23 protein-coding genes are annotated in these 26,855 nt (G+C 63.9%); 10 read left to right on the top strand and 13 right to left on the bottom strand.

Features of this window, described 5'->3' with window-relative positions; genetic code table 11:
* Positions 1-53: 53 nt before the first annotated feature.
* The 4 genes from LB552_RS21555 to gcvA all read right to left on the bottom strand — a co-directional run bounded on the left by LB552_RS21555 (position 54) and on the right by gcvA (position 5,606).
* On the bottom strand, positions 54-1,358 hold the full coding sequence (locus LB552_RS21555) for an ABC transporter substrate-binding protein (protein WP_224610091.1): 1,305 nt from the start codon (positions 1,356-1,358) through the stop codon (positions 54-56).
* A gap of 153 nt (positions 1,359-1,511) precedes the next feature.
* Entirely contained in the window at positions 1,512-2,954 is a 1,443-nt protein-coding gene (locus tag LB552_RS21550) for a hypothetical protein (protein ID WP_224610090.1), read from the bottom strand.
* Positions 2,955-3,137: 183 nt separating this feature from the next.
* Positions 3,138-4,442 carry a nicotinate phosphoribosyltransferase gene (gene pncB, locus LB552_RS21545; protein ID WP_224610087.1) on the bottom strand — a complete coding sequence of 435 codons (1,305 nt, stop codon included), beginning with the start codon at positions 4,440-4,442 and terminating at the stop codon, positions 3,138-3,140.
* 189 nt (positions 4,443-4,631) lie between these two features.
* Positions 4,632-5,606, bottom strand: coding sequence for a transcriptional regulator GcvA (gene gcvA, locus LB552_RS21540; RefSeq protein WP_224604494.1), 975 nt, complete (start codon positions 5,604-5,606; stop codon positions 4,632-4,634).
* A gap of 217 nt (positions 5,607-5,823) precedes the next feature.
* On the opposite strand from gcvA, the gene speB reads away from it, so the two are divergent.
* The 4 genes from speB to LB552_RS21520 all read left to right on the top strand — a co-directional run bounded on the left by speB (position 5,824) and on the right by LB552_RS21520 (position 9,199).
* Positions 5,824-6,879, top strand: coding sequence for an agmatinase (gene speB / locus LB552_RS21535; protein ID WP_224531636.1), 1,056 nt, complete (start codon positions 5,824-5,826; stop codon positions 6,877-6,879).
* A 140-nt stretch (positions 6,880-7,019) separates the two neighbouring features.
* Positions 7,020-7,820, top strand: coding sequence for a transporter substrate-binding domain-containing protein (locus tag LB552_RS21530; protein ID WP_140846404.1), 801 nt, complete (start codon positions 7,020-7,022; stop codon positions 7,818-7,820).
* A 66-nt stretch (positions 7,821-7,886) separates the two neighbouring features.
* Entirely contained in the window at positions 7,887-8,555 is a 669-nt protein-coding gene (locus tag LB552_RS21525) for an amino acid ABC transporter permease (RefSeq protein WP_224531632.1), read from the top strand.
* Positions 8,552-9,199 (top strand): amino acid ABC transporter permease, encoded by a 648-nt coding sequence (locus LB552_RS21520; RefSeq protein ID WP_140846402.1) that lies wholly within the window; start codon positions 8,552-8,554, stop codon positions 9,197-9,199. Before LB552_RS21525 ends, LB552_RS21520 begins: the two co-directional genes overlap by 4 nt.
* A gap of 40 nt (positions 9,200-9,239) precedes the next feature.
* Here LB552_RS21520 and LB552_RS21515 read toward each other — a convergent pair whose 3' ends face one another.
* Complete coding sequence (locus tag LB552_RS21515) at positions 9,240-10,643, bottom strand: MATE family efflux transporter (protein WP_224604497.1); 1,404 nt, start codon at positions 10,641-10,643, stop codon at positions 9,240-9,242.
* A 243-nt stretch (positions 10,644-10,886) separates the two neighbouring features.
* Here LB552_RS21515 and LB552_RS21510 point away from each other — a divergent pair, with 243 nt between their 5' ends.
* The 6 genes from LB552_RS21510 (at position 10,887) to LB552_RS21485 (ending at position 17,299) form a co-directional block, all read left to right on the top strand.
* Entirely contained in the window at positions 10,887-11,804 is a 918-nt protein-coding gene (locus tag LB552_RS21510; protein WP_224610085.1) for an AraC family transcriptional regulator, read from the top strand.
* Between the two features lie 279 nt (positions 11,805-12,083).
* Positions 12,084-13,358 (top strand): ABC transporter substrate-binding protein, encoded by a 1,275-nt coding sequence (locus tag LB552_RS21505; RefSeq protein ID WP_224610082.1) that lies wholly within the window; start codon positions 12,084-12,086, stop codon positions 13,356-13,358.
* 101 nt (positions 13,359-13,459) lie between these two features.
* Positions 13,460-14,326: a carbohydrate ABC transporter permease gene (locus tag LB552_RS21500; protein WP_224531626.1), complete on the top strand. Its 867-nt coding sequence runs from the start codon at positions 13,460-13,462 to the stop codon at positions 14,324-14,326.
* Complete coding sequence (locus tag LB552_RS21495) at positions 14,323-15,150, top strand: carbohydrate ABC transporter permease (RefSeq protein ID WP_224610080.1); 828 nt, start codon at positions 14,323-14,325, stop codon at positions 15,148-15,150. Before LB552_RS21500 ends, LB552_RS21495 begins: the two co-directional genes overlap by 4 nt.
* A 14-nt stretch (positions 15,151-15,164) precedes the next feature.
* The gene (locus tag LB552_RS21490; RefSeq protein WP_224610078.1) at positions 15,165-16,211 is read left to right on the top strand and encodes an NAD(P)-dependent alcohol dehydrogenase; all 1,047 of its coding nucleotides are present in this window, start codon (positions 15,165-15,167) and stop codon (positions 16,209-16,211) included.
* 2 nt (positions 16,212-16,213) lie between these two features.
* Positions 16,214-17,299 (top strand): ABC transporter ATP-binding protein, encoded by a 1,086-nt coding sequence (locus LB552_RS21485; protein WP_224610077.1) that lies wholly within the window; start codon positions 16,214-16,216, stop codon positions 17,297-17,299.
* Positions 17,300-17,654: 355 nt separating this feature from the next.
* Here LB552_RS21485 and LB552_RS21480 read toward each other — a convergent pair whose 3' ends face one another.
* The 8 genes from LB552_RS21480 to LB552_RS21445 all read right to left on the bottom strand — a co-directional run bounded on the left by LB552_RS21480 (position 17,655) and on the right by LB552_RS21445 (position 26,746).
* Complete coding sequence (locus LB552_RS21480) at positions 17,655-19,241, bottom strand: FGGY-family carbohydrate kinase (RefSeq protein ID WP_224610075.1); 1,587 nt, start codon at positions 19,239-19,241, stop codon at positions 17,655-17,657.
* Positions 19,238-19,921, bottom strand: coding sequence for an HAD family hydrolase (locus LB552_RS21475; RefSeq protein ID WP_224610072.1), 684 nt, complete (start codon positions 19,919-19,921; stop codon positions 19,238-19,240). The genes LB552_RS21480 and LB552_RS21475 overlap by 4 nt, the downstream gene beginning before the upstream one ends.
* 22 nt (positions 19,922-19,943) lie before the next feature.
* Positions 19,944-21,422 (bottom strand): mannitol dehydrogenase family protein, encoded by a 1,479-nt coding sequence (locus LB552_RS21470; protein ID WP_224610070.1) that lies wholly within the window; start codon positions 21,420-21,422, stop codon positions 19,944-19,946.
* A gap of 148 nt (positions 21,423-21,570) precedes the next feature.
* The gene (locus LB552_RS21465) at positions 21,571-22,341 is read right to left on the bottom strand and encodes an L-iditol 2-dehydrogenase (RefSeq protein WP_224610068.1); all 771 of its coding nucleotides are present in this window, start codon (positions 22,339-22,341) and stop codon (positions 21,571-21,573) included.
* Entirely contained in the window at positions 22,338-23,342 is a 1,005-nt protein-coding gene (locus LB552_RS21460; protein WP_095768105.1) for an ABC transporter ATP-binding protein, read from the bottom strand. Before LB552_RS21460 ends, LB552_RS21465 begins: the two co-directional genes overlap by 4 nt.
* A 46-nt stretch (positions 23,343-23,388) precedes the next feature.
* Complete coding sequence (locus LB552_RS21455; protein WP_224610066.1) at positions 23,389-24,213, bottom strand: carbohydrate ABC transporter permease; 825 nt, start codon at positions 24,211-24,213, stop codon at positions 23,389-23,391.
* 206 nt (positions 24,214-24,419) lie between these two features.
* On the bottom strand, positions 24,420-25,292 hold the full coding sequence (locus LB552_RS21450) for a carbohydrate ABC transporter permease (protein ID WP_095768103.1): 873 nt from the start codon (positions 25,290-25,292) through the stop codon (positions 24,420-24,422).
* A 143-nt stretch (positions 25,293-25,435) separates the two neighbouring features.
* Entirely contained in the window at positions 25,436-26,746 is a 1,311-nt protein-coding gene (locus LB552_RS21445; RefSeq protein ID WP_224525737.1) for an ABC transporter substrate-binding protein, read from the bottom strand.
* Positions 26,747-26,855: the final 109 nt, after the last annotated feature.

The following is a 26,855-nucleotide window of genomic DNA, read 5'->3' as shown; positions in this document are numbered from 1 at the left end:
CGGCAGGCCAGAGGGGGGTGCCTTGGCGCTCACGTTTGCAGGAGCTGCTAAGCTCACAGCGCCTGCGTCGTGTAATCCCCTTCCGGCTCGTAGAGACCGTCCTCGATCTTGGTCTTGTGGACGACCTTGAGCTTGCCGCCTTCGACCTTGGAGATGTTCTGGACGCCGAAGCACTGGTGGATCTTGCCGTTGAAGGTCTTCGGTCCCTGCGGATGCTCCGGCCCTTCGGCGAACTCCTTCAGCGCCTCGGTCGCCTCGACCAGCTTGGCGCGGTCCTCCGGTCCCTTGTAGCCGGCGTCCTCCATCGCCTTCTTGACCACGTAGAGCGTTTCCCAGCAGCCGAACATGTGGGCGGCGGTGGAGACGTCCTTGGGGTCGCCGACCGCGGCGCCGTTGTCGTCGATGCCGACCGCGGCGCGGTAGGCTTTCTGTGCGGCCGAGTCATCAGGCTGCGCATAGCGCGGCGAGCCTTCCCAGAAATGGCTGCCATCGAGGAATTCGAGGCCGGGGCTGTTGATGTCGACGGCTTCGAGCGAGTCGATGAAGCCGAAGAGCTGCGGCCGTTGCGAGCCGTAGAACTCGCCGAGCTCCTTGACGAAGGTGAGCACCGCAGGGCCGACCATGACATGGTAGATCACCTCGGTCTCGGCCGGGATCTGCGGGAAGTACTTTGTGAAGGAGCTCTCCGTCGGCGGGATGGCGATTTGAGCGATCACGTCGGCGCCTTGCGCCTTCAGCGCCGGCGGCAGGTAGTCGCGATGGTCGTAGCCGAAGGCGAAGTCGGGGAAGATCTGCGTCACCTTCTTGCCGGCGTTCGCCGCGATCCACGGCGCCATCGACTGGATCTGGCTCTTCACGTCGGTGATGCCGGGCTGGAAGACGTAGCGGTTAAGCTTGGTGGAGGCGGCGTGATGGCCTTCGCTGACGACGAAATAGGGGATCTTGTTCTCGCCGGCGGCGGGCGCCGAGCCGATCACGACATGCGAGAACAAGGTGCCGAAGACGATATCGGTCTTGTGCTGTTTGGCGAATTTGTTGACCACCTCGGCGCCGCGCGCCGGATCGGTGCCGTCATCCTCGATGACCAGCTCGACCTTGCGGCCGCCGATACCGCCGGCGTCGTTGATCGCCTTGACAGCGGCAGCGCTGGTCTTCTCGTACCAGCGACCATAGGCGGCGCCGATCCCGGTGCGGTGCAACTGGAAGCCTATTTTGATCGGCGCCGAGCTCTGCGCCTGGCTGTAACGGACGAAGCCCGGCGCCAGCGCCAGGCCGGCCCCGGCGGCGATACCCTTCAGCGCGGTGCGGCGCGACAGCGTCGTCTTGGAGAGGTCAAAAAATCCGTTCTTGTCAGCCATGTCGGTTCCCCTGTTTTTTCAGTCTTGACCAGCGATAAGGCGGCTAAGCCATCCCCTTCCGAAGGATGGGAAAATTGCATGTGTACAAACTAAATCACCAAAGCCGCGACGTGGCAAGCTAGCTTCCCTCGCGTCATGACGGCGGCCCTTGTCTCATCCCGCCGTCGGCGTGGCAAGCAGCCACAGGCCGAAGATCGTGTAGGCGATCATCAGCAGCGTCAGCGGCAGCTGGCTGAGCGCCGCACGCGACGGCTGAGGATGGAGACGCCAGGCAAGGCCATGCGCGACGAGGACCGCCAGCACATGGCCGGCGATGATGACGCCGGCCTGCAGGTTCCACAGCCACCAGGCGGACTCGGCGCCGGCGACTACGCCGGCCTCGACCATCCTGTTGGCGGTACCGAACAGGTTCCAGCCGAGCGCGAAAGGATTGGAGAGCGCGACCAGCGCATACTGGCCGTCGACCAGGAGCACGGTGAGGTAATGCGCGATATGATAGGCGAGCGCGATCGGCACGATGGACCAGACCAGCAGGCCGGCGGCTTTTGCGAACGACTGCGCATCGCCGGCGAGGCGCTGTCCAAGAAAGGCGGCCAACGCGAACACCGCCGCGAGCAGGACAAGGGTCAGCACGAGGCCGAAGCTGCCGATGCTGACCAGCGCGGTGCGGCCGGGATATTCCAGCGGGTTGACGCCGAACAGGCTGAGCCAGAAGAAGGTCTTCGACAGGCCGTCGAAGGACACCGAAGAAAGCGCCAGCAGGAGAAAAGCCGTGCCGCTCAGCGGCAGCGGGTCGCCGGCAAGCAGCTTCGCACCGGGCCAGCAGAGCGAGAGCCGACCATCGAGGCGTTCGACAGGCGCGAAGCGGGCCACCATGGCGAAGAAGACAGTGAGGAATTCGCCGCGCCGGCTCCAATCGTCGTAGCCGAAGAGGAGCATCGCGACGAAGCTCGCCAGCCAATAGGTGCCGGCGGCAAAAGCCAGGCGGGCCGGATCGTCGGGCGCCGGATCGATCAGCTCAAACCAGGCGAAGGCGAAGAACAGCGCGAAGGCCGGCCAGTAGCCGAGTCTTAACGGCAGATGTGACGGCTGGGCTTCGCTCCATCGGTCGCCGACAAGCCGGCTCACGACGCGCCAGGGCCCATACCATGGGTTGAGCCACGCCCACAGGTCGCCGAGCATGCCTTGCAGCAGGGTGAAGCCGGCCCAGAGCAGCGTCCAAATCACGAGTGGGAGAGGGTTGGAAAGCGGGTCGCGACTGCCGGAGAGACCGGCAGCGACGAGAAGCGCAAAGCCGGCAAAGGAAATCAGGCTGACGACAATGCGGGGGGTGTCGCTGAAGGCAAATAGGGGTAGGCGCCGACGCCAGAAATTGCCGAGGGCAGCGGCCGGCAGCAGGGCCAGGACGAGGAAGCTGACGGCTACCGCCAGCGCGCCGCCGGCGATGTAGTAACCGGTCGGGAGGAGCAGGACGTGGCCGCGGTCGGAGGCATGGGCGAAGGAGGGCGTGGGGAGAGTGGCCGCCAAGGGAGTTGCGAGAAAGGCCAACCTCCAACGTTGGCGCTCTACGGCGCCCCCCTCTGTCCTGCCGGACATCTCCCCCTCTTGGGGGGAGATTAGCAGTTTCGGCGCCAGCTCTCCTCCTGCGACGTCGGAGATTGGCGAAAGCGGAGATGACAGCGTAATCTCCCCCCTAGAGGGGGAGATGTCCGGCAGGACAGAGGGGGGCGCGAAGGAACTCGGCTTATCCGGGAATTCCATTCGTCCGGGCCTTAAGCCTCACACCTTCACCAGCTGCTCCACCCGTCCCTTCTCGCCAAAAATCCTCAGATACCGCTTGATCTCCTTCTCGTCCCCAGTCGCCTTGGCGGGGTTGTCCGACAGCTTCACCGCCGGCCGGCCATTGGCTTCACTGACCTTGCAGACGAGCGAGATGGCGTCGAGGCTCTTGGTTTCGGTCGGCGCGCAACCCTCGAAATCATTGGTGAGGTTGGTGCCCCAGCCGAAGGACATGCGCACCTTGCCGCGGAAATGCTTGTAGGTCTCCTCGATGGTCTCGACTTCCAGGCCGTCGGAGAAGATGAGCAGCTTCTGCTTGGGATCCCTGCCTTTCTCACGCCACCAGGAGAGGACCTTCTCGCCGCCTTCGATCGGCGGCGCGCTGTCCGGCCGGAAGCCGGTCCAGTCGGCGATCCAGTCCGGCGCATCGCGCAGGAACGCGGCGGTGCCGAAAGTGTCGGGGAGCACGATCAGCAGATTGCCGCCATAGTAGCGCTGCCAGTCCTGCAGCACCTTGTAGGGTGACTGCCTCAGCTCGTCCTCGGAATTGGCAAGCGCCGCGAAGACCATAGGCAATTCATGCGCGTTGGTGCCCAAGGCCTCGAGGTCGTTATCCATGGCCAGAAGCACGTTGGAGGTGCCGGTGAAGGCATCGCCGATGCCTTCCTTCAGCGCCTCGACGCACCAGCGCTGCCACAGGAAGGAATGGCGGCGTCTTGTGCCGAAGTCGGAAATACGGATGCCGGGCAGCGCTTTGAGCCGCTCGGTCTTGGCCCACATCTTGGCCTTGGCGCGGGCATAGAGCACGTCGAGCGCGAACGGACCGAAGGAGCGCATCGCCGCGCGCGAGCGCAGCTCGTTGATGATCGCAAGTGCCGGGATTTCCCAGAGCGTCGTGTACATCCAGGGCCCGGCGAAGGAGAGCTCGAACTGGCCGTCGCGCCTGGAAAGCTCGTATTCGGGCAGGCGGAAATCCTCGAGCCAGGCGAGGAATTCCGGCTCGAAGATCTGCTTGCGGCCGTAAAAGGTGTTGCCGCCCAGCCAGATCATTTCCTTCTTCGAGAAGCGCAGGGTGCGGGCGTGGTCAAGCTGTTCGCGCAACTCGCCCTCATCGATCTCATCGGCCAGCCGCACCGACGTGGTGCGGTTGATCAGCGTGAAGGTGGCATCGACCTTGGGATACATGCCCCAGATCATCTGCAGCATCAGAAGCTTATAGAAGTCGGTGTCCAGTAGGCTGCGGACGATCGGATCGAGCTTCCAGGTGTGGTTGTAGACGCGCCGCGCTATATCCGTCTTTGCCATGCTCGCTCACCCATAAAGCACAACGCACGGGAACGCGGGCGCCACGCTTCAAATCCTTGTTCGATCAATTCCGGCCGGAACCCCGTTGCACGGAATTGCTTTAGCAATTGCCTCTTAGCACCGTATTTCCGAACGCGCTTGCTGCTTTGCAAGCTGGCCCGACAAAAAGCAGCTATGCAAGTCCAGCCGTCAGGACGCGGTCCTGGCGCCTATGACCTTGAGGGCGGGGCGTTTTCTGCGGCTCGGCACGCGGCCGGCGACCGGCGCATCGGCGCGGCCCTCGTCCTGTTCCTTCTCGGCGAACAGCCAGTCGATGAAGAGCTGCACGATCGGCGCCGAGCGCATCTCGTTGCGGCAGACGACATAGAAATCGTCGACCGCCGGAACCGACAAACTGAAGGGCGCCACGAGCATGCCCCTGGCGAGCAAGGCGCGCGCGGTGACGGAATCGCCGAGCGCCACGCCATGGCCGTGCACGGCGGCCTCCGTCGCCATGCGGGCATCGCCCAGACGGTGGCGGCGGCCGCGTTCCAGATCGAGCGCGTCGGCGGCGGCCAGCCAGGTGTGCCATTCACGGCCATCGTCGCCATGCAGGAAGACGTGGTCGGCGAGGTCGCGGACGCTGCGGATCGGGCGGTTGTTGATCAGCGTCGGACTGACAACCGGAAACAGCTCCAGGCCGGACCACTTGCGTATCCAGCAGTCGCTCCAGCTGCCGTCGCCATAATGCACGCAGACGTCGATGTCCGCGGCGCGGATGTCTTTGGGATCGTTGGACGGGATCAGCGTCAGCTGGATGTCCGGATATTGCGCCGTGAAGGAGCCGAGCCGCGGCGTCATCCAGAGCAAGAGCAACGCCGGCACGCAGGAGACCGACAGCGCGCCGGCGCTTGCCGGCCGCGTCATGCGCTGGGTGGCGGCGGCAATGCCCTCGAAGGCCGCCGAGACCGCCGGCAGGAACTCCGCGCCATGCGGCGTCAGCTTCACGCGCTGCCCGCTGCGCTCGAAGAGCTTTACGCCCAGCGACTGCTCGAGTGCCTTGATCTGGTGGCTAACGGCGCCGTGCGTGACATTGAGCTCACCCGCCGCCTTGGTCAGTGAGGCGTGCCGCGCCGTGGCCTCGAAGGCGCGCAGAGGGTTCAGCGGCGGCAGGCGCTTGGCCATGAGGGGCTCCTCCTTTGTGAGATTTTCTCACAGCCAAGACCCTAACAATATCAATTGATTTTTCAATGCGGCTGCCCGACACTTTTGCCCGGAAACAGCTTTCAAGAGACGTGGAATCCGCAACGCAGCGGCGGACAGCGATCCAGCCGGACAGCAGGCTGGCTTGGCAAATCGTCCATGCGGGCAGCGCTGCAGGTAGGCAAGAGGAGGACCGGACATGGGTTACGATCGCGGCAAACTCGAAGCGTTGCGCCGCAAATATGGCGAGAGCCATGGCGGCGAGATGTTCGACCCGAAATTCCGCAAGGTCGCCGACAAGATCTTCAACAAGTCGGGCACACGCCTCGCCCCCTATTCCGGCATCCCGACTTTCCTCGCCGCGCCCTACCGCGAAATCGCGGCCGACAATCCGGATTTTGGCGACCTGCAGGTGGCGATGATCGGCGTGCCGATGGATCTCGGCGTCACCAACCGTCCCGGCTCGCGCTTCGGGCCGCGCGCGTTGCGCGCCATCGAGCGCATCGGCCCCTACAATCATGTGCTGGAATGCGCGCCGACGCATGAGCTTCGCGTTGCCGATATCGGCGACACGCCGTTCCGCAGCCGCTACCGGCTGGAGATCAGCCACGAGGACATTGAAAAGCGGACCAATCAGATCGTCGACGCCGGCGTGCTGCCGCTCTCCGTCGGCGGCGATCATTCGATCAGCCATCCGATCCTGAAGGCGGTCGGCAAGAAGACCCCGGTCGGCATGATCCATATCGACGCCCATTGCGATACCAGCGGGCTGTTCGACATGACCAAGTTCCACCATGGCGGACCGTTCCGCAACGCGGTGCTGGACGGCGTGCTCGATCCATCGCGCACGATCCAGATCGGCATCCGCGGCTCGGCGGAATATCTGTGGGAGTTCACCTACGAGTCCGGCATGACCGTCGTGCATGCCGAGGAGGTGACCGGGCTCGGCATTCCTGCCATCATCGAGAAGGCTCGGAAAATCGTCGGCGACGGCCCGACCTACATCTCCTTCGATGTCGACAGCATCGATCCGGCCTTCGCGCCCGGCACCGGCACGCCGGAAGTCGGCGGGCTGACGACGCGCGAGGTGCTCGAATTGCTGCGTGGCCTGAAGGGTCTCAACATCGTCGGCGGCGACGTGGTCGAGGTGGCGCCGCAATATGACGCGACCACCAACACCGCCCATGTCGGCGCGCAGGTCCTGTTCGAGATCCTGAGCCTGATGGTGTTCAGCCCAGCGATCAAGAAGGGCTGATGCCTCGCGCAATTCCAGACGGACGCTATGGCCAAGGCGCCAAGCCTAAACCGCGTCTTCCGGAATTGCTCTCCCAACACGACCGCCGCGCTGGAGCCGGCGGCCGGTTTCAACAACAAGCTTCCAGCAGGGGAATAACAATGTTACTTCGCAACGCACTGAAATCCGTAATCACAGCGGCGATGATACTCAGCGCCGCCGGCCTCGCCACGCAGGCGAAAGCCGACGCCGTCGACGACATCACCAAGGCCGGCGCCATCAATGTCGGCATCTTCTCCGACTTCCCGCCCTTCTCCTCGGCCAGCGCCGACATGAGCATCAAGGGCTATGACATCGACGTCGCGCAGGCGATCGCCGATTCACTCAAGGTGAAGCTCAACCTGGTCAGCGTCACCGGCCAGAACCGCATCCCTTATCTCACCGACAAGCGCGTCGATATATTGATGAGCGTCGGCTACTCCAAGGAGCGCGAGCAGGTGATCGATTTCGCCGCCGCCTACGCGCCCTACTACATCGCCGTCATCGGCCCGGCCGAGCTTGCCGTCAAAGGCAAGGAAGACCTCGCCGACAAGTCGGTCGCCGTCAATCGCGGCACGCTTGAGGATACCTCGCTGACCCAGGCGGCGCCGGCTTCCGCCGACATCCGCCGCTTCGACAACTACAATTCCGTCATCCAGGCCTTCATCTCCGGCCAGACGCAGCTGATGGTGGTCGGCAACGATGTCGGCGCCCAGGTGCTGGCCAAGCAGGATGCGCTGAAGCCGGAGCAGAAATTCCAGCTGCTCACCTCGCCCTCGCATATCGGCCTCAACAAGAATGAAGACCGGCTGAAGAAGGCGGTGAACGACGCCGTCGCCAAGATGCTGGCCGACGGCAAGCTAGACGAGAGCTCGAAGGCCTGGCTGAAAACGCCGCTCAATCCGGACAACCTGAAGGATTGATCTCGAGAGCGGCCCAGCCATGACAAGCGCTGAGCCGCTCCGACTGTTCCAACAAGGTCAATCGCCATGGGCTACAGCCTGGACTTCGGCTGGCTTGCGGGCGCCGTGGGCGCGATCACGCGCGGCGCGGCGACGACGATCCTTCTGATCGCCGTCACCACGCTGGCGGGCACGTTCCTCAGCATCCTCGGCGCGGCCGGCAAGAGAAACGGCCCGAAGCCGCTTCAGCTGGCGATCGGCATTTATGTCGAGGTGATGCGCAACACGCCATTCCTGGTGCAGCTGTTCTTCATCTTCTTCGGGCTGCCCACGCTCGGGATCAGGCTCGACCCGATCCTTGCCGCGATGTTGGCGATGACGCTCAACATGGCAGCCTATACGATCGAGATCGTCGGCGCCGGGCTCGACGCCGTGCCGCGCGGCCAGAGTGAAGCCGCGCTGGCGCTCGGCCTCAGGCCCCGCCAGGTGTTCGTCAAGATCGTGCTGCCGCAGGCGCTGAAAGTGATCTATCCGGCGCTGACCAGCCAGATCGTCATCATGATGCTGGAATCGGCCGTGGTGTCGCAGATCGCGGTGCGCGAATTGACCTACGAGGCCGACATGCTGCAGGCGCGCACTTTTCGCGCCTTCGAGACCTATTTCGTGGTGACGATGGTGTATCTCGGCCTGTCCATGGGGCTGCGCCGGCTGCTGGTCGGCGGCGGCCGCCGTGTTCTGGGGGCGGGCGTGTCATGATCGAATTCACCTTCTGGGACATCGTTCGCAACCTGCTGCTCGCCGCGCGCTGGACGGTGCTGTTGTCGCTCGCCGCCTTCGTCGGCGGCGCGCTGGTCGGGCTGGTGGTGCTGTTCTTCCGCATCGCCAAGAACAACTGGGTGAAGCGGATCGCCTCCGGTTATATCGCACTGTTCCAGGGCACGCCGCTCTTGATGCAGCTCTTTTTGATGTTCTTCGGGCTGCCGATGCTGGGGTTGCGTATCGAACCGTGGACGGCAGCGGCGCTCGGGCTCACTTTTTTTGCCAGCGCCTATCTGGCCGAGATCTGGCGCAGCGGCGTCGACGCGCTGCCGCGCGGCCAGTGGGACGCCGGCGCCAGCCTCGGGCTGCATTATCTGCAGGAGCTCAGGCTGATCATCCTGCCGCAGGCCTTCGCCATCACCCGCGCGCCGACCGTCGGCTTCCTGGTGCAGCTCATCAAATCGACGGCGCTGACCTCGATCATCGGCTTCGAGGAACTGGTCAGGACCTCCAACGCGATCAACAACGCGACCTTCGAGCCGTTCAAAGTCTACGGGCTGGTTGCGCTGATCTTCTTCGTCATGTGCTTCCCGCTGACGCAATATGCACGGCGGCTGGAGCAGCGTGCAGGGGCGCGCTGAGCCGCCAAAAGGCCGCCGACCGGACCGCAGCCTTTGTCGATCAATGCCCGAAGGCGAGCTGCGGCGCGATGCGGTCGCGCCGGAGCCAGCGTGCCAGGAGCAGCGCCGCCACCACGGCCAGTCCCGAGGCCAGGCCGATCCAGATGCCGACGCCGTTCAGGCCGAAATGGAAGGCGAGCAGCACGCCGAGCGGCAGGCCGACGCCCCAATAGCCGATCGCGGCGTAGATCATCGGCACCTTGGTGTCGTGCAGGCCGCGCAGCATGCCGGCCGCGACCGCCTGGGCGCCGTCGAAAATCTGGAAAAGCGCCGCAAACACCAGGAACGACACGGCAAGCGTGATCACCCTTGCATTGACCGGATCGCTGAGATCGATGAAGGCGCTGATCAGCGCATGCGGCCACAGAATCATCACCAGCCCCATCAGCGCCATGAAGGACACGCCGATGACGAAGGCCGTCCAGCCGGCGCGCGAAACGCCTTCCGGATTGCCGGCGCCATGCGCTAGGCCGACCCGCACGGTCACCGCCTGATTGAGGCCGAGCGGCACCATGAAGGAGATCGAGGCGATCTGGATGGCAATCGCGTGGGCGGCGAGCGAATCCGCATCGATCAGGCCCATCAGCAGGGCGGCCGCATTGAAGATCGTCACCTCGAAGGCGAGGATGCCGGCGATCGGCAGGCCGAGCCTGAGCAGGCCGCGGAAGCGCGGCCAGTCGGAGCGCCAGAAGCGGCCGAACAGACGGTAACGGCGGAACTTCTTCTCCCTGATCACCACCGCCGCCAGGCCGACAAACATCAGCATGCTTGACAGAGTGGTGGCGAGGCCGGAGCCGGCAATGCCCATCGACTTGACGCCGAGATTGCCGAACATGAACACCCAGTTGAAGAAGGCGTTGCAGGCGACCGCGACGAAAACGATGATCAGCGCCCAGCCGGGCCGCTCCAGCGCCGAGATGAAGGAGCGCAGCACGATATAGCCATAGAAGGGCAGCACCGCCCATTGCAGCCAATGCAGATAGATGCCGGCCTCATGCGCGAGCTCCGGCTTCTGGCCCATGGCCAAAAGCACCGCTTCGCCATGCCAGAGAAAAATCCAGATCGGGATCGAGATGAGGATCGCCAGCCACAGGCCCTGGCGCACGGTGCGGCGCAGGTCGCGTACGGAATGGCGGCGACGGCCAAGCTCGGTCGCCATCATCGGCGAGGTCGCCAGCATCAGGCCGAGGCCGAAGATCAGCGGCATGAAATAGAGATTGGAGCCGAGCGCGCCGGCGGCGAGCGTATCGGGCCCGAGGCGGCCCATCATCATGACGTCGGTCGCGGTCATGGCGGTCTGGCCGAGATTGGTCAGCACCATCGGCCAGGCGAGCGCGATCGTTGCCCTGATTTCCTGACGCCAAAGGTTTTCCGGCGCGCGAGCGCCGGCTTCGATCGCAGACATTGTTCCGCTCTTTCAGAACACGGCGCGTCGGCCAAAGGGCCGGAAGCCGCACAACAATGGCGCAAAATGGCGCCATTTGCGTCGCCTTGTGAACGAAATGCGACATGTTGGCAAGGGACGAGGCCCGGCTAGCGATTGATCCAGGCGGAGCCGGGATTCAGCGACGCCTCTTTCATTTGCCGGCCGGGGGCTGCTACGGATGCCCGGGCATATGCAGCCGGCGCGCCATGCCGGGAGGAACGAATGCCGTTCAGGCGCAGAAAGAACACAGCCGCGATCCCGCGCACGGTACCTGCCTTCGAGCACATCGTGACGGAGGCCAGCGAGAGCTTCCTGTGGCGGCTGGACGATTATCCGTGGGAGCGCAATGTCTGGAATTTCCATCCCGAATACGAAATCCATCTCTTGCGGAAATCGTCCGGCGTCGTGCTGGTCGGCGACCATATCGGCGAGTTCGGGCCGGGCTATCTGACCATCGTCGGCGGCGGGCTGCCGCATGACTGGGTGACGGCGGTGCAACCCGGCGAGCTGATCGAAGGCCGCGATATCGTGCTGCAATTCGATCCCGAACGGCTGCGCGGCTCCTCGGGGCTGCTGCCGGAGCTGCGCGAGCTGGAGCCGTTCCTGGAACGCTCGCTGCGCGGAATGGTCTTCCATGGCCAGACGGCGCTCGACGGCGCCGAGCTGATGGAACGAATGGGCGAGGTGCATGGGCTGGCAAGGTTCCGCATGTTCCTCGAACTGCTGGACCTTCTGGCCACCACCCAGGAATACGAGCTTCTGTCGTCGCCGGATTTTTCTCCGTTTCTCGACGCGGAATCGCTGGATATTATCCAGCGCTCGCTGACCTATCTGTTCCAGCACTTTGCTGAGGATCTGAAGCTGCCGGAGGTGGCGGCGTTGGCCGGGATGAGCGAAAGCACTTTCTCGCGCTTCTTCCAGAAGAACACCGGCAATTCGTTCAGCGACCACGTCGCCAAGCTCAGGCTCTGGCAGGCCTGCAAGCTGCTTGCCGACACCGAGATCCCGATCACCGACATCTGCTTCCAGGTCGGCTATATGAACATCTCGAACTTCAACCGCGCCTTCCTGCGCAAGCACAAGATGACGCCGTCATCCTACCGCAAGCTGTCGCGGCAGCGGCTGACGCTGCGGGCCTGATTTCGCCACCTAGCTTTTTGTTTCATCGCAATTCCGGACGGAAAACCGCTGCACACTTTTCCTGGAATTGCTCTAATCGTACTGATACTCGTGTGACGAGCAGACTCTGCCGGTGCCATTTTTTGCGCCGCACAATGCATAAAAGTACAGGTCTGCTGCAACGGGGCTTCTAGTCTCGCCCCTTCCAACTCCTCATTTTGGCGGCGGGTCGCAGTCATGCGGGCGACGGTGAGGGTCGCTTAGCCCGCGGACTTGCTTGTTCCTGGAGGAGAAACATCAATGAAATCAACCCGGCTCGCTGCCAGCCTCAGTGCAGCTTTCGTGCTTACCGCTTCCGTTTCAACCGCAGCACTGGCGCAAGCGCCGGTCTGCTCGGCGCCGGTCAAGGTGCTGGCGCAGCCGCGCGACGGGCTGACGCTTCTGGAGGACTCCAAGGACGAGTTCAAGAAGCTGTCCGGCGCCTCGTTCCAGATCGACTATCTCAACGAGAACGACCGCCGCGCCAAGTCGCGGGCCGACGCCTCGACCGTCGGCAACTACAATGTCTACTATGTCGACGAGGCTAATGTGGCGCTGTTCGCTTCCTCGGGCTGGATCGCGCCGCTGACTGATTATTATCCGGCTGAATACGATTTCGCCGATTTCGATCCGGGCCGCCAGAAGGTCGCTACTTATGACGGCAAGGTCTGGTTCGCGCCGCTGACCGGCGGCGGCGACCTGATGGTCTATCGCAAGGACGTGCTGGAGGCCGCCGGCATCCAGCCGCCCAAGACGCTGGACGAGCTGATCGCCGACGTGCCGAAGCTGACCAATGCCGACAAGGGCATGTACGGCATCGCGCTGCGCGGCGCACGCGGCTCGGGCGCCAATGTCTGGCGCTGGATGCCGTTCTTCAAGGCTTATGGCGGCAAGTGGTTCGACGGCGACAAGCCGGCTTTCAATTCGGACGCCGCCGTGAAGGCGACCGAGGCTTATTTGAAGCTGTTCAAGGACTCGGCCCCCGGCACGCAGACCGGCAGCTGGGACGAATCGACCGGCGCCTTCCTCTCCGGCCAGGTTGCCATCCTCGTCGAATCGACGCCGCTGTCGGGCATGGCGGTGGACCCGAAGACCTCGCAGGTGGTCGGCAAGGTCGGCTTCCTGCCGCCGCCTTCGCCGCTGCCGGGCGGCGGCTATGGGCATGGGCTCGCCATCGGCACCAAGGCCAATGCGGATGACGCCGCGAAGAAGTGCGCCGGCCTGTTCATCGCCTGGGCGACGTCGAAGGAGAACGAGAAGCGCCGGCTCGACGCGCACCAGTTCGGCGAGCTGAACCGCACCAGTGTGCTCTCCAGCAAGGAATTCGCCGACATCTACGGCGCCGATCTCGGCAAGGCGCTGGCCGAAACCGGCAAGGTGACGGCGGTGAACTTCTGGCAGGATCCGCGCTGGCCCGATCTCGGCGACCGCTGGGGCATCATCCTCGAGGAACTGGTCACCGGCACTCGCACCGACATCAAGGGTGGCCTCAACGAGCTCGAGGCCTATGCCAATGAGCTGGTGAAGAAGAAGTAATCCTCCCGCCTGCGGCGCGCGATCCACGGCATTCGAAGGAATGCCGGGATCCGTGCGCCGCGGGACCTTCACCAGACAGCAGTAAAAAATCCGAGGAGGCCATGCGCCGACGCTCTTCCCTGCCGGTCACATTTCTGGTTCCGACTTTAGCCATCCTCCTGGTGCTGTCGATGGTGCCGACGCTCTACGCCATCGTGATCGCCTTGCAGAACCGCGAGTTGAGCACGACCGGTTACTCCTGGGTGTGGTTCTCGAACTTCGCCGATCTCTTCCTCGACCGCCGCTTCCTCAACGCCGTCTGGGTTTCGGTGAAATGGGAGATCGTCACCGTGGTAGCGACGATGGTGGTGGCGATCGGGCTGGGCGTGCTGATGTTCGAGGTCGCCGGCCCACGCCTGCGCAACTTCTATTGCCTTTTGTTCATCATCCCGGTGCTTTTGCCGCGCGTCTCGGCCGCCTTCGTCTGGAAGTTCGCCTATCACCCGCTCTACGGTATCGCGACCTATCCCTACCGGCTGATCACCGGCGGGCTGATCTTCGATCCGCTGTCCAAGCCCGGCACCGCATTGTTCGCCGTCGCTTCAGTGGACGTCTGGCAATGGGGGCTCTTCTTCGCTGTCATCGTGCTGAAGCTGCTTGAAACCTTGCCGCCGCAGCCGATCGAGGCGGCCAGGCTCGACCACGCCAAGCGTTGGCAGATCCACGCCTACGTCACCTTGCCGATGCTGAAGGCGCCGCTGATCAGCCTGATGTTCGTCAAGATGATCGAGTCGCTGCGCTCCTTCGACCTGATCTATGTGATGACGCGCGGCGGGCCGGGCGTCGCGACCGAGACGCTCGACATGTATGCCTTCTCGCAAGGCTTCATCGAGTCCGGCAAGGTCTCCTACGCTTCGGCCATGGCGGTGCTGATGATGATCGCGACGGTCATCACCTTCACCATGCTGTGGAAGCGGGTGCAGGCATGAAGCCATATCCGATAAGACCGGGCCGCCTGATCGCAAAGGCCATCCTGGCGCTGGCCGGGTTCCTGGCCGTGTTCCCGCTTCTGTGGACGGCGCTCAATGCGCTGAAGAACAATGTCGACATCATCACCCGCGTGCCGAAGGTGATATTCACGCCGACGCTCGCCAACATCGGCTACATCCTCGGCCGCGACAGCGTGCTGACCGGGCTCTACAACTCGGTCGTTGCCTGCGGTTCGGCGGTGCTGATCGGCGTCGTGCTCGGCCTGCCGGCGGCCTATGCGGTGGCGCGCTATCCCAACCGCTTCGCCGGCGACATCCAGTTCTTCGTCTTGTCGCTGCGTTTCCTGCCGCCGGTGGCGGTGGCGATCCCGCTGATGGTGATCTGGCTGCAGGTCGGGCTCTACGACACTTTGCCGGCGCTGATCGTCACCTATTCGCTGCTGACCATATCGGTGATCATGTGGCTCGCCATTCCCGCCTTCCAGGGCGTGCCGAAAGAGATCGAGGAAGCGGCCTTCGTCGACGGCTACGGCGCCTATTCGGTCTTCTGGCGGATCGCGCTTCCCGTCGCGGCGCGCTCGCTGGTCGGCGCCATCGCCTTCAGCTTCGTGCTGGTCTGGAACGAGTTCCTGATTGCGCTGATGCTGTCGAGCTCCAACGCCAAGACGCTGCCGATCGTGGCTTCCGAGCTCTCCCAGCAAGGCATGAACGTGCCCTGGGGAATCCTCAACGCCTCGGTCGTGCTTCTGTCGCTGCCGCCGCTTTTGTTCCTCGGCGTTTTGAGCGGCTTCCTGAATTCCGTTTTCCGGCAAAAGAAAAGTTGATGCGAGGATACCCGATGCGGGCACTGGTGCTTGAGAAAAAAGGCGAACTGTCGCTGCGCGAGATCGCGCTGCCGCAAGACGTCGGACCGGACGACGTCAGGATCGCCATCCACACGGTCGGGGTCTGCGGCAGCGACGTGCATTACTACACGCACGGCGCCATCGGCAGCTACATAGTTCGCGAGCCCATGGTGCTCGGCCATGAGGCTTCGGGAACCATCGTCGAGGTCGGCGCCAATGTCACGAATCTCAAGGTCGGCGACCGCGTCTGCATGGAGCCCGGCGTGCCGAACCTTGCGTCGCGAGCGACGAAGCTCGGCATCTACAATGTCGACCCGGACGTCCGCTTCTGGGCAACGCCGCCGGTGCATGGCGTGCTCGCGCCCTACGCCGTCCATTCGGCGGCCTTTACCTACAAGCTGCCGGACAATGTCTCCTTCGCCGAGGGCGCGATGGTCGAGCCCTTCGCCATCGGCATGCAGGCGGCGGCGCGCGCCCGCATCGTGCCCGGCGATGTCGCCGTCGTCGTCGGCTGCGGCCCGATCGGCATCATGATCGCGCTCGCCGCGCTGGCGGGCGGCTGCTCCAAAGTGCTGATCTCGGACTTCTCCGCGCCGAAGCTTGCGATCGCCGCCCAGTATCCCGGCATCGTGCCGGTCGATATCGGCAAGCAGTCGCTGGTCGATGCGGTGCGGGCGGCGACCGACAAGTGGGGCGCCGATATCGTGTTCGAGGCGAGCGGCAGCCCGAAGGCCTTCGCAAACCTGTTCGACGTGGTGCGGCCGGGCGGCGCTGTGGTGCTGGTCGGCCTGCCGGTGGAGACGGTCGAGCTCAACGTGCCGGCGGCGATTTCCAAGGAAGTGCGCATCGAGACCGTGTTCCGCTACGCCAACATCTTCGATCGCGCCCTGCAGTTGATCGCCTCCGGCAAGGTCGACCTCAAGCCGCTGATCACAGGCACCTATGATTTCTCCGAGAGCATCAAGGCGTTCGAGCGCGCGGCGCAAGGCAGGCCGCAGGACGTCAAGCTGCAGATCCTGCTGACCGGGGAGAAGGGATAAAGATGTCCGCGATCGTTTGCTCCCATGTCGACAAGGCCTATGGCGCCACGACCGTCATCCGCGACCTCAACCTATCGATCGAGGAGCACGAGTTCGTCGTGTTCCTCGGTCCGTCCGGCTGCGGCAAGTCCACGCTTCTTCGGATGCTGGCGGGGCTGGAGGACATCAGCGGCGGCGAGGTGTCGATCGGCGGCAAGGTGGTGAACGATCTCGAGCCGGGCGACCGCGGCATCGCCATGGTGTTCCAGAATTATGCGCTCTATCCGCATATGACGATCTTCGACAACATCGCCTTCGGATTGAAGCGGCAGAAGGTGCCGGCGAACGAGATCAGGAAGCGGGTCGAGGCGGTCTCGAAGACGCTCGGGCTGGAGCCCTATCTCGGCCGCAAGCCTACAGAGCTTTCCGGCGGCCAGCAGCAGCGCGTGGCGATCGCGCGCGCCATGATCAAGACGCCGAAAGTGTTCCTGTTCGACGAGCCGCTCTCCAACCTCGACGCCAAGCTGCGCAATCACATGCGGGTCGAGATCGCCAGGCTGCACCAGTCGCTGAAGACCACCACCGTCTATGTCACGCATGACCAGCTCGAGGCGATGACGCTGGCCGACCGCATCGTGTTGTTGAAGGACGGCGTGATCGAGCAGATCGGCTCGCCGGCGGAGATCTATCGCCGCCCAGGCAATCTGTTCGTGGCCGGCTTCATCGGAACGCCGAACATGAATTTCATCGACGTGACGGTCGGCAAGAGCAAGGATGGCTGGACGCTGACCGGTGCGGGGACGGTGCTGTCGCTCGGTGGCCAGAGTTTCCACCTGCAGCACGGCGATCGCGCCGTGCTCGGCATCCGGCCGCCCGACCTGGCGCTGGCTGGCGTGGGCGCAAGCAACGTCCTGCAAGGCACCGCCGATCTCATCGAGTTCCACGGCAACGACGCGCTGGTAACCTTCGGCTCCGGCGGCAAGGAGATCAGCGCGCTGGTGCCGGCCCGCGAATGCCCGGAGCTGCGCGCGCCCGTGCGCTACAGCTTCGACGAGGAAAGCATCCATCTGTTCGACGCGGAGACAGGCAAGTCGCTGCGCAAGCAGTAGGGCGATTCCGCCCGGAATTGCCTGGGGGATGCACACATTTCCAAGCGGCTGGCCTTTGGCGATACCGTGCATGGCAGCTTGGCGCATGCATTGTCCTATGTAGCGCTGGTCGACCCCCACTCCGTCTCGGCTTCGCCGAGCCACCTCTCCCCCGATCGACGGGGTAGAGGAAAGGCGCCAAGCTTTCAACGCTCGTCCAGCAACGCTCTTTCCTTTCCCTCCGGAGGGGGGAAAGGTGGCGCTGCGAAGCAGCGACGGATTGGGGGAACCACGTGGCAATCAAGCCTCGGCCTGATCCGTCACGCCAGTCACAGAAGATGTGTGCATGGCGTAGCCGGAATTGCGTTGATGGAAGCTACCCGATCGCGTCGAGCGCCTGCCGCTGGCGATGCATTTCTAGGAAGATGCGGTAGTCGCGGTCGAAGCGGGCGCCGGCTTGCTTGTTGGGGGCGCGCGTCCTGCCGCCCTGCTGCATGGCGACGCAGGCCGCCTTGAGGTCCGGGTAGAGCCCGGCGGCGGTCGCCGCAACCATGCCGGTGCCGAGCAGCACCGCCTCGTCGGCCAGCGGCTCGACCACCGTGCAGCCGGTGGCGTCGGCGTAGAGCTCCATCAAAAGCGGGTTCTTGGTGTGGCCGCCGGTGACATGCAGCGTGTCGATCAGATAGCCGTTCTCGTTCAGCGCCTCGAGCACATGGCGCACGCCGAGCGCGATGGCGACGGCGGTGCGCCAGTAGAGCTTGCACAGGCTGTCGAAGGAGGAATCGAGCGTCAGGCCGCTGATGACGCCGACGGCGTGCGGGTCGGCGAGCGGCGAACGGTTGCCGTGGAAATCCGGCAGCACATGCAGCCTTGCCGCCAGCGCGTCGCCATCCTCGGCGCGCAGCTCGGCGACGCGCCTGGCGATCTTCATATGCATGGCCGCGTCCGGCTCGCCGCCGGCGCCATGCCAACGGATGATGTGGTCGAGCAGCGCGCCGGTGGCCGACTGGCCGCCTTCCGACAGCCACAGCCTCGGCAAAGCCGCGCCGTAATAAGGGCCCCAGACGCCAGCAAAGGGCTGCGGGTCTTGCGACATGGCCATAACGCAGGACGATGTGCCGGCGATCAGCGCCAAATGCCGGCTGATGTTCTTCTCGTCGCCGGCAAAGCCGCCGAGAACGCCCAGCGCACCGGCATAGGCATCGATGACGCCGGCGCCGACCCGGCATTTCTCGGTGAGGCCGAGCTCGGCTGCGGCCTTCGCCGTCAGCGGACCGATATCGGCGCCGACCGGGCTTGCCTTTTCCGGCAGATTGCCGTGCTCGAACAGGTCGCCGAGCCCGACGAGCTCGAAGAAATCGCGCCGCCAGCTCTTTTCCTCATGCGCGAGATAGGTCCATTTCGCCGTCAGCGTGCATTGCGAGCGGGCGAGCGAGCCCGATGCCTTCCAGGTCAGGAAATCGGCAAGGTCGAATAGATAGCCGGCTTCATTCCATGTGCTCGGCAGATGACGCTTCAGCCACATCAGCTTCGGCGTTTCCATCTCCGGCGACATCACACCGCCGATATAATCGAGCACGGCGTGACCGCTTGCGGTGCATTCATCGGCCTCGGCGATGGCGCGGTGATCGAGCCAGACCATCGTGTCCCAGCGCTTCTCGCCCGTGACCGAGACGCTGAGCTGGCCGCCCTGCCTGTCGCGCGCGACCAGCGAGCAGGTCGCGTCGAAAGAGATGCCGGCGATATCGCCGGCGGCGACGCCGGATTTTTGGAGCGCGGACCGCACGGATTTGCACACCGCCGACCAGATATCTTCCGAATCGTGCTCGGCATGATCGGGCTTGGGCTGATGCATGGCGATCGGATGATCGGCGCGGCCGAGCAGGTTGCCGCGCACGTCGAGAATGCCCGCGCGCGCGCTCCCGGTGCCGACATCGACCGCGCAAACGAAACTCTTGATCAAGATGCTTTTTCTCTCGCTCCCAGGCCTGCAATCAAATCGGGCAATTGCAGCATGTCAGCGAATATAAAGTCCGGTTCCGTCGACGCAAGCCGCGCCTTCAGGGCGGGATTGGAGGCATGCGAGCCGCCGGTGAAGGCAAAGACGCGCATCCCCGCCGCGCGGGCGGCGGCGACACCGGCGGGGCTGTCCTCGATCACAAGGCATTCGCGCGGATGCGCTCGCATGCCGGCGGCGGCGTGGAGAAAAAGGTCGGGCGCCGGTTTGCCGCGCTTGACCATGGTGGCGCTGAACAGATGCGGCTCCAGCAGCGGGAGCAGGCCGGTGACGTCGAGCGCATAACGGATACGCTCCAGCGTGCCGGACGAGGCGACGCAGCAGGGCCGACCGAGTTTCGGCAGCACCTCCTTGACGCCTGAGATCGGCTTCAATTCCTCGCGGAATTTGCGCATCAAGTCGACGCGCATGGCGGTCAGATGCCGGTCGCTGATCTCGAGCCCGAACTCTTGGCCGAGGATCTCGCGCACGCTCTTCATGCTCTTGCCCAGGAAATGCTCGTAGGCGGCGTCCTCGCTGACCGTGCCGCCGGCGAGCTCGATCATGCCGAGCAGCGCGGAGACCGAAAGCCCCTCGCTATCGACCAGCACGCCGTCACAGTCGAAGATGACCAGTTCCGGCCGCATCGCGATCTGCTTCCAGTGAGCGTCAGAGCTTGCCGGCGAGATAGCGCGTCAGGGTATCGCGCGCGCCGTCCGCCCACAGCGCCTTCAACGCACGGCCAAAGGCCTCGGCGAAGACGGACGAACGGCCGACATCGCCATAGATGTCCTCCATCGCCAGCCAGGCCTGCGGATCGTCCTTCGCCGCCTTCGCGGCCGCCTGCATGCGGTTCCAGCTCGGGTCGTTCGGCTCGATGACGGCGCCGCTGTCTGTGGTGCCGAAGCAATAGCGGCACCACAGGGCCGATTCCAGCGCGAGGCCGGCGACACCCTCGCCCGCCTTCAGCCGGTCGGCAATCGTCGGGATGATGAATTTCGGCTGACGGTTGGAGCCGTCGAGGCAAAGCCGGCGGATGGTGTCGCCGATCTTGGGATTAGAGAAGCGCCGCTCGATAAGCTGATAGTAGTCCTCCAGATCCGTATCCGGGACCGGCGGCACGGTCGGGATGATCTCGTCATGCTCGAGCTTCGACAGGAAGGCGCGCACCAGCGGCTCCTGCATGGCTTCATGCACGAAATGGATGTCCATCAAGCCAGCCGGGTAAGCGATGGTGGCGTGGCCGCCATTGAGGATGCGTATCTTCATCAACTCGTAAGGCGAGACATCCTTGACGAATTGCACGCCGACCTTTTCCAACGCCGGGCGGCCGGCGGTGAAATGGTCCTCCAGCACCCATTGCTTGAACGGCTCGCAGAACACCGGCCAGTTGTCCTCCAGCCCGAAATCGTCGGCGAGGATCTTGCGCTCGCGCTCGGTGGTGGCAGGGGTGATGCGATCGACCATGCCATTCGGGAAGGCGACCTTGTCCTCCACCCATTTGGCGAGGTCCTCGTCGATCAGCCGCGCAAGGCCGATGACGCCGTCGGAGGTGACGTGGCCGTTATGGGGGATGTTGTCGCAGGACATGACGGTGAACGGCACGATGCCGTCGGCCCGCCGGCGCAACAGTCCGGCAAGGATGATGCCGAAGACGGTCTTCGGCACAGCGCCCGGCTGTGCGTCGGCGACAATATCGGGATGGGCCGGGTTGAATTTGCCGGAGGCCGGGTCGATGAAATAGCCGCCCTCGGTGATGGTCAGCGACACGATCTTGATCGCCGGATCGGCAAGCCGCTCGATGATCGTAGCCGCGTCGCCGGGCATCAGGAAATCGATCATGGCGCCGGTGACGCGGGCGCTCATATGACCCTGATCCTGCTCGACGACGGTGGTCAGCCAGTCCTGCTCTTCGAGCTTGGAGCGGCCGATCTTCTCGCCTTCGAACACGCCGGCGCCGACCAGCGCCCAGTCATAAGCCTCGCCGGTGCCGAACAGGTCGTCGAGATAGACCGCCTGATGCGAGCGATGGAAGTTGCCGACGCCGAAATGGACGATGCCCGCCTTCAGGGTGGAGCGGTCATATTTCGGGCCGGCGACCTTTGCCGGCAGCATGGCGAGGTTCGAGGAAGAGAGTCTTACGGTCATCTCATTTACCCTTTGGCCGATCTGCAGCCCGACTGTTCCGCCTCCTTCGGAGGGCGAGGATGAGGGGCAACACCCGGTATTCCAGTATGCTGCCCCTCACCTGCCCCATGGCGTCTTCTCCGGAGGAAAGAAGAGAAGCGCCTCCCCCTCAACTCATCCATTGGCCGCCGTCGACATTGTAGGTCTGGGCGACGATGTATTCGGCCTCGTCACTGGCGAGGAACACGGCCATGCCGGCGAGATCTTCCGGCTTGCCCATGCGACCGTAAGGCACGCCTTCGCCGACCAGCCGCTTCTTCTCGCCCTTGGGCCGGTTCTCATATTTTGCGAAGAGCGCATCGACTTGGTCCCACATGTCGCTGTCGACAACGCCCGGCGCGATGCCGTTGACGTTGATGCGATGCTTGATCAGGTCGAGCCCGGCCGATTGAGTGAGCGAGATGACGGCGGCCTTGGTGGCGCAGTAGACCGCGACCAGCGGCTCGCCGCGGCGTCCGGCCTGGCTGGCCATGTTTATGATCCTGCCGCCCTTGCCACGCGCGATCATCGAGCGGGCGGCCGCCTGCAGCATGAACAGCGTGCCGGCGACATTGACCGCGAACAGCTTTTCGTAGCTCGCCCTCGTTATCTCGACGATCGGCGCGAGGTCGAAGATCGCCGCGTTGTTGATCAGCACGTCGATCCCGTCGGTCCTGGCCTCGACCGCTTTCACCGCCGCCTCGATCGAGGACTGGTCCGTGACGTCGAGCCTGATCGCGTAGGCGGCAGAACCGATCGCTTTCGCCGTCGCTTCCGCCGCTTCCAGGTCGATGTCGGCAATCGCGACCGTCGCGCCTTCGCGCGCATAGGCTTCGGCGAAGGCCCTGCCGATGCCGCGCGCCGATCCGGTGATCAGCGCCGATTTGCCTTTCAGCCTCACTGCACCAGCGCCTTGCCGTCGGCGCCGAAGCGATGGAGCTTGGTCTTGTCGGGGGTCAGGTAGACGGTGTCGCCATGCTTGACCGCGACCTCGCCGTCGGCGCGGACATTGATGGTGCCGATGCCGTCCGCCTGGACGTGGAGGAAAGTGTCGGAGCCGAGATGCTCGGCAACGCCGACCGTCGCCTTCCAGTCGCCGGCCGAGGTCGAGATGTTGAGATGCTCGGGCCGGATGCCGATGGTCTTGGCGCCATATTTCTCCGCCGGCGCGCCTTCGATCATGTTCATCTTGGGCGAGCCGATAAAACCGGCGACGAAGAGGTTCTTCGGCGTCTTGTAGAGCTCCATCGGCGAGCCGACCTGCTCGATATTGCCGGCATTGAGCACAACGATCTTGTCGGCCATGGTCATGGCTTCGACCTGGTCGTGGGTGACGTAGATCATCGTCGTCTTCAACTGATGATGCAGCTCGCTGATCTCAAGCCGCATCGTGCCGCGAAGCGCGGCGTCGAGGTTGGACAGCGGCTCGTCGAATAGGAACGCCGAAGGCTGGCGCACGATGGCGCGGCCGATGGCGACGCGCTGGCGCTGGCCGCCGGACAGCTGGCCTGGGCGGCGCTCGAGATAGTTGGTGAGGTTCAAGATGCGCGCGGCGTCCTTCACCTTCTTGTCGATGGTCGCCTGGTCTTCGCCGGCCATCTTCAGCGGAAAGGCGATGTTCTTGGCGACCGTCATATGCGGATAGAGCGCGTAGGACTGGAACACCATGGCAAGTTTGCGCTTGGCCGGCGCCTCGCGGGTGACGTCGCGGCCATCGATGCTGATGGCGCCGCCGCTGGTGTCCTCGAGCCCGGCGATCAGCCTGAGCAGCGTGGACTTGCCGCAACCCGACGGGCCGACGAACACCACGAACTCGCCGTCCTCGATGTTGAGGTCGATGTTCGGAATGATCGTCGTCGACCCGAAGGACTTGGAGACGTTCTTGAGCGCGATGTTTCCCATGGTTTCCTCCCGGGGATGGTCTTCGTCGTCCGCCGCTTGGGCGTTGCTACTTCACGGCGCCAAAGGTGAGGCCGCGCACCAGCTGCTTCTGGCTGAACCAGCCCATGATCAGGATCGGCGCGATCGCCAGCGTCGAGGCCGCCGACAGCTTTGCCCAGAACAGGCCTTGCGGACTGGAGAAGGAGCTGATGAAGGCCGTCAGCGGCGCGGCATTGGTGGTGGTGAGCCGGATGGTCCAGAACGCCTCGTTCCAGGCCAGGATGATGTTCAAGAGCATGGTCGAGGCGATGCCGGGAACCGCCATCGGCGTCAGCACATAGATGATCTCGTTCCACAGCGAGGCGCCGTCCATGCGCGCCGCTTCCAGGATCTCGCCCGGGATTTCGCGGAAATAGGTGTAGAGCATCCAGACCACGATCGGCAGGTTGATCAGCATCAGCATGACGGTTAGGCCGATGCGGCTGTCGAGCAGGCTGGTGTCGCGGAAGATCAGGTAGATCGGGAACAGCACCGCGACGGCCGGCATCATCTTGGTGGACAGCATCCACATCAGGATGTCCTTGGTGCGCTTGGTCGGAGAGAACGCCATCGACCAGGCTGCCGGAACCGCAATCAGGATCGCAAGCAGCGTCGAGCCGACCGACAGGATCACCGAGTTCAGGAAGAACTTGAAATAGCCGCTCTGCGCCTGCACCTCGGCATAGCTCTCCATGGTGCCGGACGGGATCAGTGCAAAGCCCTGGATCGCTTCCTGCTCGGACTTGAACGAGGTGATGATCGTATAAAGGATCGGAAAGAAGATCAGCAGGGCGACGATCCAGGCCGCGGCCGTGGCGATGGTCTTGTGCTGGGTGGTGACTGCGCGTGCCATGATCAGGTCCTCCCGTATCGGCGATGTTGGCAGCAGGGTCGACCCCCACTCCGGTTTGCTGCGCAAACCACCTCTCCCCCGATCGACGGGGTAGAGGAAGGGCGCGGCTTCGATGCAGGCGTTTCCTCTCCCCCGGGCAGGGGGAGAGGTGTCCCGCGCAGCGGGACGGAGTGGGGGTGGTTCAGCGCAAGCGGCATCGTCTCCCCCTACTTGTCCAGGTTCTTGCCGACGGCGCGCATGGCGAAGAAGGCAACGATGTTGGCGAGAATGACGGCGATCACGCCGCCAGCGGACGCCTGGCCGATTTTGAATTCCAGGAGCGCCTTCTGGTAGACGAGGAAGGGCAGGTTGGTGGAGGCGTAGCCCGGGCCGCCATTGGTGGTGACCAGGATCTCGGCATAGACCGACAAAAGGAAGATCGTCTGGATCAGGATGACGACGGTGATGGCGCGCGACATATGCGGCAGCGTCAGATAGATGAACCGGCTAATAAAGCCGGCGCCGTCCATCTCGGCCGCTTCCTTCTGCTCGCCGTCGAGCGATTGCAGCGAAGTCAGCAGGATCAGCGTGGCGAAGGGCAGCCACTGCCAGGCGACGATGAGGATGATAGCGGTCAGCGGATGCTGGCCGAACCAGTCGATCGGCTCGGCGCCGAAAAAGCGCGCTATATCGGCAAAGACGCCGTATTGCGGATGCATGATCATGTTCTTCCAGACCAGCGCCGCGACCGGCGGCATGACGAAGAACGGCGAGATGACCAGGATGCGCACGATGCCCTGGCCCCAGATCGGCTGGTCGAGCAACAACGCCAAAAGGATGCCCCCGACCACGGTGATGACCAGCACGCTGACAACGATGATGAGCGTGTTGAGGATCGAGGAGAGGAAGGCCGGGTTGGAATAGAACAGCGCGTAGTTCGAGAAGCCGACAAAGCCGTTACGGATCGGGTTCAGCGGATTGTATTGCTGGAACGAGAACCACAGCGTGAACAGCAGCGGCACGATCATCCAGACGAACAGCAGGATCACCGATGGCGCCATCATGAAACGGGCAAGCGAACGGGTTTGCTGAGTAGCCATGACGGTCACCCTCCCAAGGTCAGCCGGATTTTCAGAGTCGTGCCAGAATTTTCCCGATTTTGAAGGGTGGCCGCCCGAACTGGGTTTCGGGCGGCCCCTTGCCGGTCATGATGCGCTACCGGCGTTCGGCACCGGGAGGAGCCTTACTTGATGTAGCCGCCTTCGGTCATCGCCGCGGTGGCGGCGTCCTGAGCCTGCTTCAGCGCGTCGTCGACGCTCGATTGGCCGGCAAGGGCTGCCGAGAAGAGCTGGCCGACGGTGGTGCCGAGGCCCTGGAATTCAGGGATGGCGACGAACTGCACGCCGACATAGGGCACCGGCTTGACGGTCGGATGCGTCGGATCGGCGGCGTTGATGGAGTCCAGCGTCATTTTCGCGAAGGGCGCCGCCTTCTGGTACTCAGGATTGGCGTAGAGCGAGGAGCGCGTTCCAGGAGGAACATTGGCCCAGCCCTCCTTCGAGGCGACGAGCTCGAGATAGTGCTTCGAGGTCGCCCATGAAACGAATTTCTCGGCGGCATCGGCCTTCTGGGTGCCGGCGGGAATGGCGAGCGACCATGCCCACAGCCAGTTGCCGCGCTTGCCGAGGCCGTTGTCGGGCGCCAGCGCATAGCCGACCTTGTCCGCGACCTTCGAGGCCTTCGGATCTGAGACGAAGGACGCCGCGACCGTGGCGTCGATCCACATGCCGCACTTGCCCTGCTGGAAGAGGGCCAGGTTCTCGTTGAAGCCGTTGGACGAAGCGCCTTCCGGACCGTCGGCTTTCATCAGGTCGACATAGAACTGCAGCGTGTTCTTCCATTCGGGCTGATCGAATTGCGGCTTCCAGTTCTCGTCGAACCAGCGGGCGCCGAAGGAATTCGACATGGCGGTGAGGAAGGCCATGTTCTCGCCCCAGCCGGCCTTGCCGCGCAGGCACACGCCGTTCACGCCATTGGCGCGGTCGGTCATCTTGTCGGCGGCCTGCTTGATGAAGTCCCAGGTCGGCGCGTCGGGCATCTTCAAGCCCGCCTTCTCCATCAGGTCCTTGCGGTACATGACGAAGGAGCTCTCGCCGTAGAAGGGCGCGGCATAGAGCTTGCCGTCGACCGAAAGGCCGCCGGCGATGGCCGGGATGATGTCCTTGACGTCATAGTCGTCGCCGAGCTTGTCGAGCGGCAGGAGCCAGCTCTGCTTTGCCCAGATCGGAACCTCGTAGGTGCCGATGGTCATGACGTCGTACTGGCCGCCCTTGGTGGCGATATCGGTCGTGACACGCTCGCGCAGCACGTTCTCTTCAAGCGTCACCCAGTTGAGCTGGATGTCGGGGTTGGCCTTGGTGAAGTCGTCCGTCAGCTTCTGCATGCGGACCATGTCGCCATTGTTGACGGTGGCGATGGTGATGGATTCGGCATTCGCGGCGAAAGCGAGGGCGCTGGCCGACAACAGGCCCAGGGTGAGCGTGCGAAGTTTCATCAAATTCCTCCCATAAACCAAGATGAGCATTTGCCTTGGCTCTGGGCAATTACTCACTTGGCGTGAATTATGTCAACCCTGAATCTGTGCTGCAGCGCAGCAGAAATGA

It is taken from the genome of Mesorhizobium sp. CA7 (genome assembly GCF_020165015.1).
Classification (GTDB): Bacteria; Pseudomonadota; Alphaproteobacteria; order Rhizobiales; family Rhizobiaceae; genus Mesorhizobium.
This window is presented reverse-complemented; position numbering and strand designations above follow the sequence as displayed.

Coding starts and splice junctions, on each gene's coding strand:
- LB552_RS21555 (WP_224610091.1), bottom strand. CDS start 1,358: ATGGCTGACAAGAACGGATTTTTTGACCTCTCCAAGACGACGCTGTCG.
- LB552_RS21550 (WP_224610090.1), bottom strand. CDS start 2,954: ATGTCCGGCAGGACAGAGGGGGGCGCCGTAGAGCGCCAACGTTGGAGG.
- pncB (WP_224610087.1), bottom strand. CDS start 4,442: ATGGCAAAGACGGATATAGCGCGGCGCGTCTACAACCACACCTGGAAG.
- gcvA (WP_224604494.1), bottom strand. CDS start 5,606: ATGGCCAAGCGCCTGCCGCCGCTGAACCCTCTGCGCGCCTTCGAGGCC.
- speB (WP_224531636.1), top strand. CDS start 5,824: ATGGGTTACGATCGCGGCAAACTCGAAGCGTTGCGCCGCAAATATGGC.
- LB552_RS21530 (WP_140846404.1), top strand. CDS start 7,020: ATGTTACTTCGCAACGCACTGAAATCCGTAATCACAGCGGCGATGATA.
- LB552_RS21525 (WP_224531632.1), top strand. CDS start 7,887: ATGGGCTACAGCCTGGACTTCGGCTGGCTTGCGGGCGCCGTGGGCGCG.
- LB552_RS21520 (WP_140846402.1), top strand. CDS start 8,552: ATGATCGAATTCACCTTCTGGGACATCGTTCGCAACCTGCTGCTCGCC.
- LB552_RS21515 (WP_224604497.1), bottom strand. CDS start 10,643: ATGTCTGCGATCGAAGCCGGCGCTCGCGCGCCGGAAAACCTTTGGCGT.
- LB552_RS21510 (WP_224610085.1), top strand. CDS start 10,887: ATGCCGTTCAGGCGCAGAAAGAACACAGCCGCGATCCCGCGCACGGTA.
- LB552_RS21505 (WP_224610082.1), top strand. CDS start 12,084: ATGAAATCAACCCGGCTCGCTGCCAGCCTCAGTGCAGCTTTCGTGCTT.
- LB552_RS21500 (WP_224531626.1), top strand. CDS start 13,460: ATGCGCCGACGCTCTTCCCTGCCGGTCACATTTCTGGTTCCGACTTTA.
- LB552_RS21495 (WP_224610080.1), top strand. CDS start 14,323: ATGAAGCCATATCCGATAAGACCGGGCCGCCTGATCGCAAAGGCCATC.
- LB552_RS21490 (WP_224610078.1), top strand. CDS start 15,165: ATGCGGGCACTGGTGCTTGAGAAAAAAGGCGAACTGTCGCTGCGCGAG.
- LB552_RS21485 (WP_224610077.1), top strand. CDS start 16,214: ATGTCCGCGATCGTTTGCTCCCATGTCGACAAGGCCTATGGCGCCACG.
- LB552_RS21475 (WP_224610072.1), bottom strand. CDS start 19,921: ATGCGGCCGGAACTGGTCATCTTCGACTGTGACGGCGTGCTGGTCGAT.
- LB552_RS21470 (WP_224610070.1), bottom strand. CDS start 21,422: ATGACCGTAAGACTCTCTTCCTCGAACCTCGCCATGCTGCCGGCAAAG.
- LB552_RS21460 (WP_095768105.1), bottom strand. CDS start 23,342: ATGGGAAACATCGCGCTCAAGAACGTCTCCAAGTCCTTCGGGTCGACG.
- LB552_RS21455 (WP_224610066.1), bottom strand. CDS start 24,213: ATGGCACGCGCAGTCACCACCCAGCACAAGACCATCGCCACGGCCGCG.
- LB552_RS21450 (WP_095768103.1), bottom strand. CDS start 25,292: ATGGCTACTCAGCAAACCCGTTCGCTTGCCCGTTTCATGATGGCGCCA.
- LB552_RS21445 (WP_224525737.1), bottom strand. CDS start 26,746: ATGAAACTTCGCACGCTCACCCTGGGCCTGTTGTCGGCCAGCGCCCTC.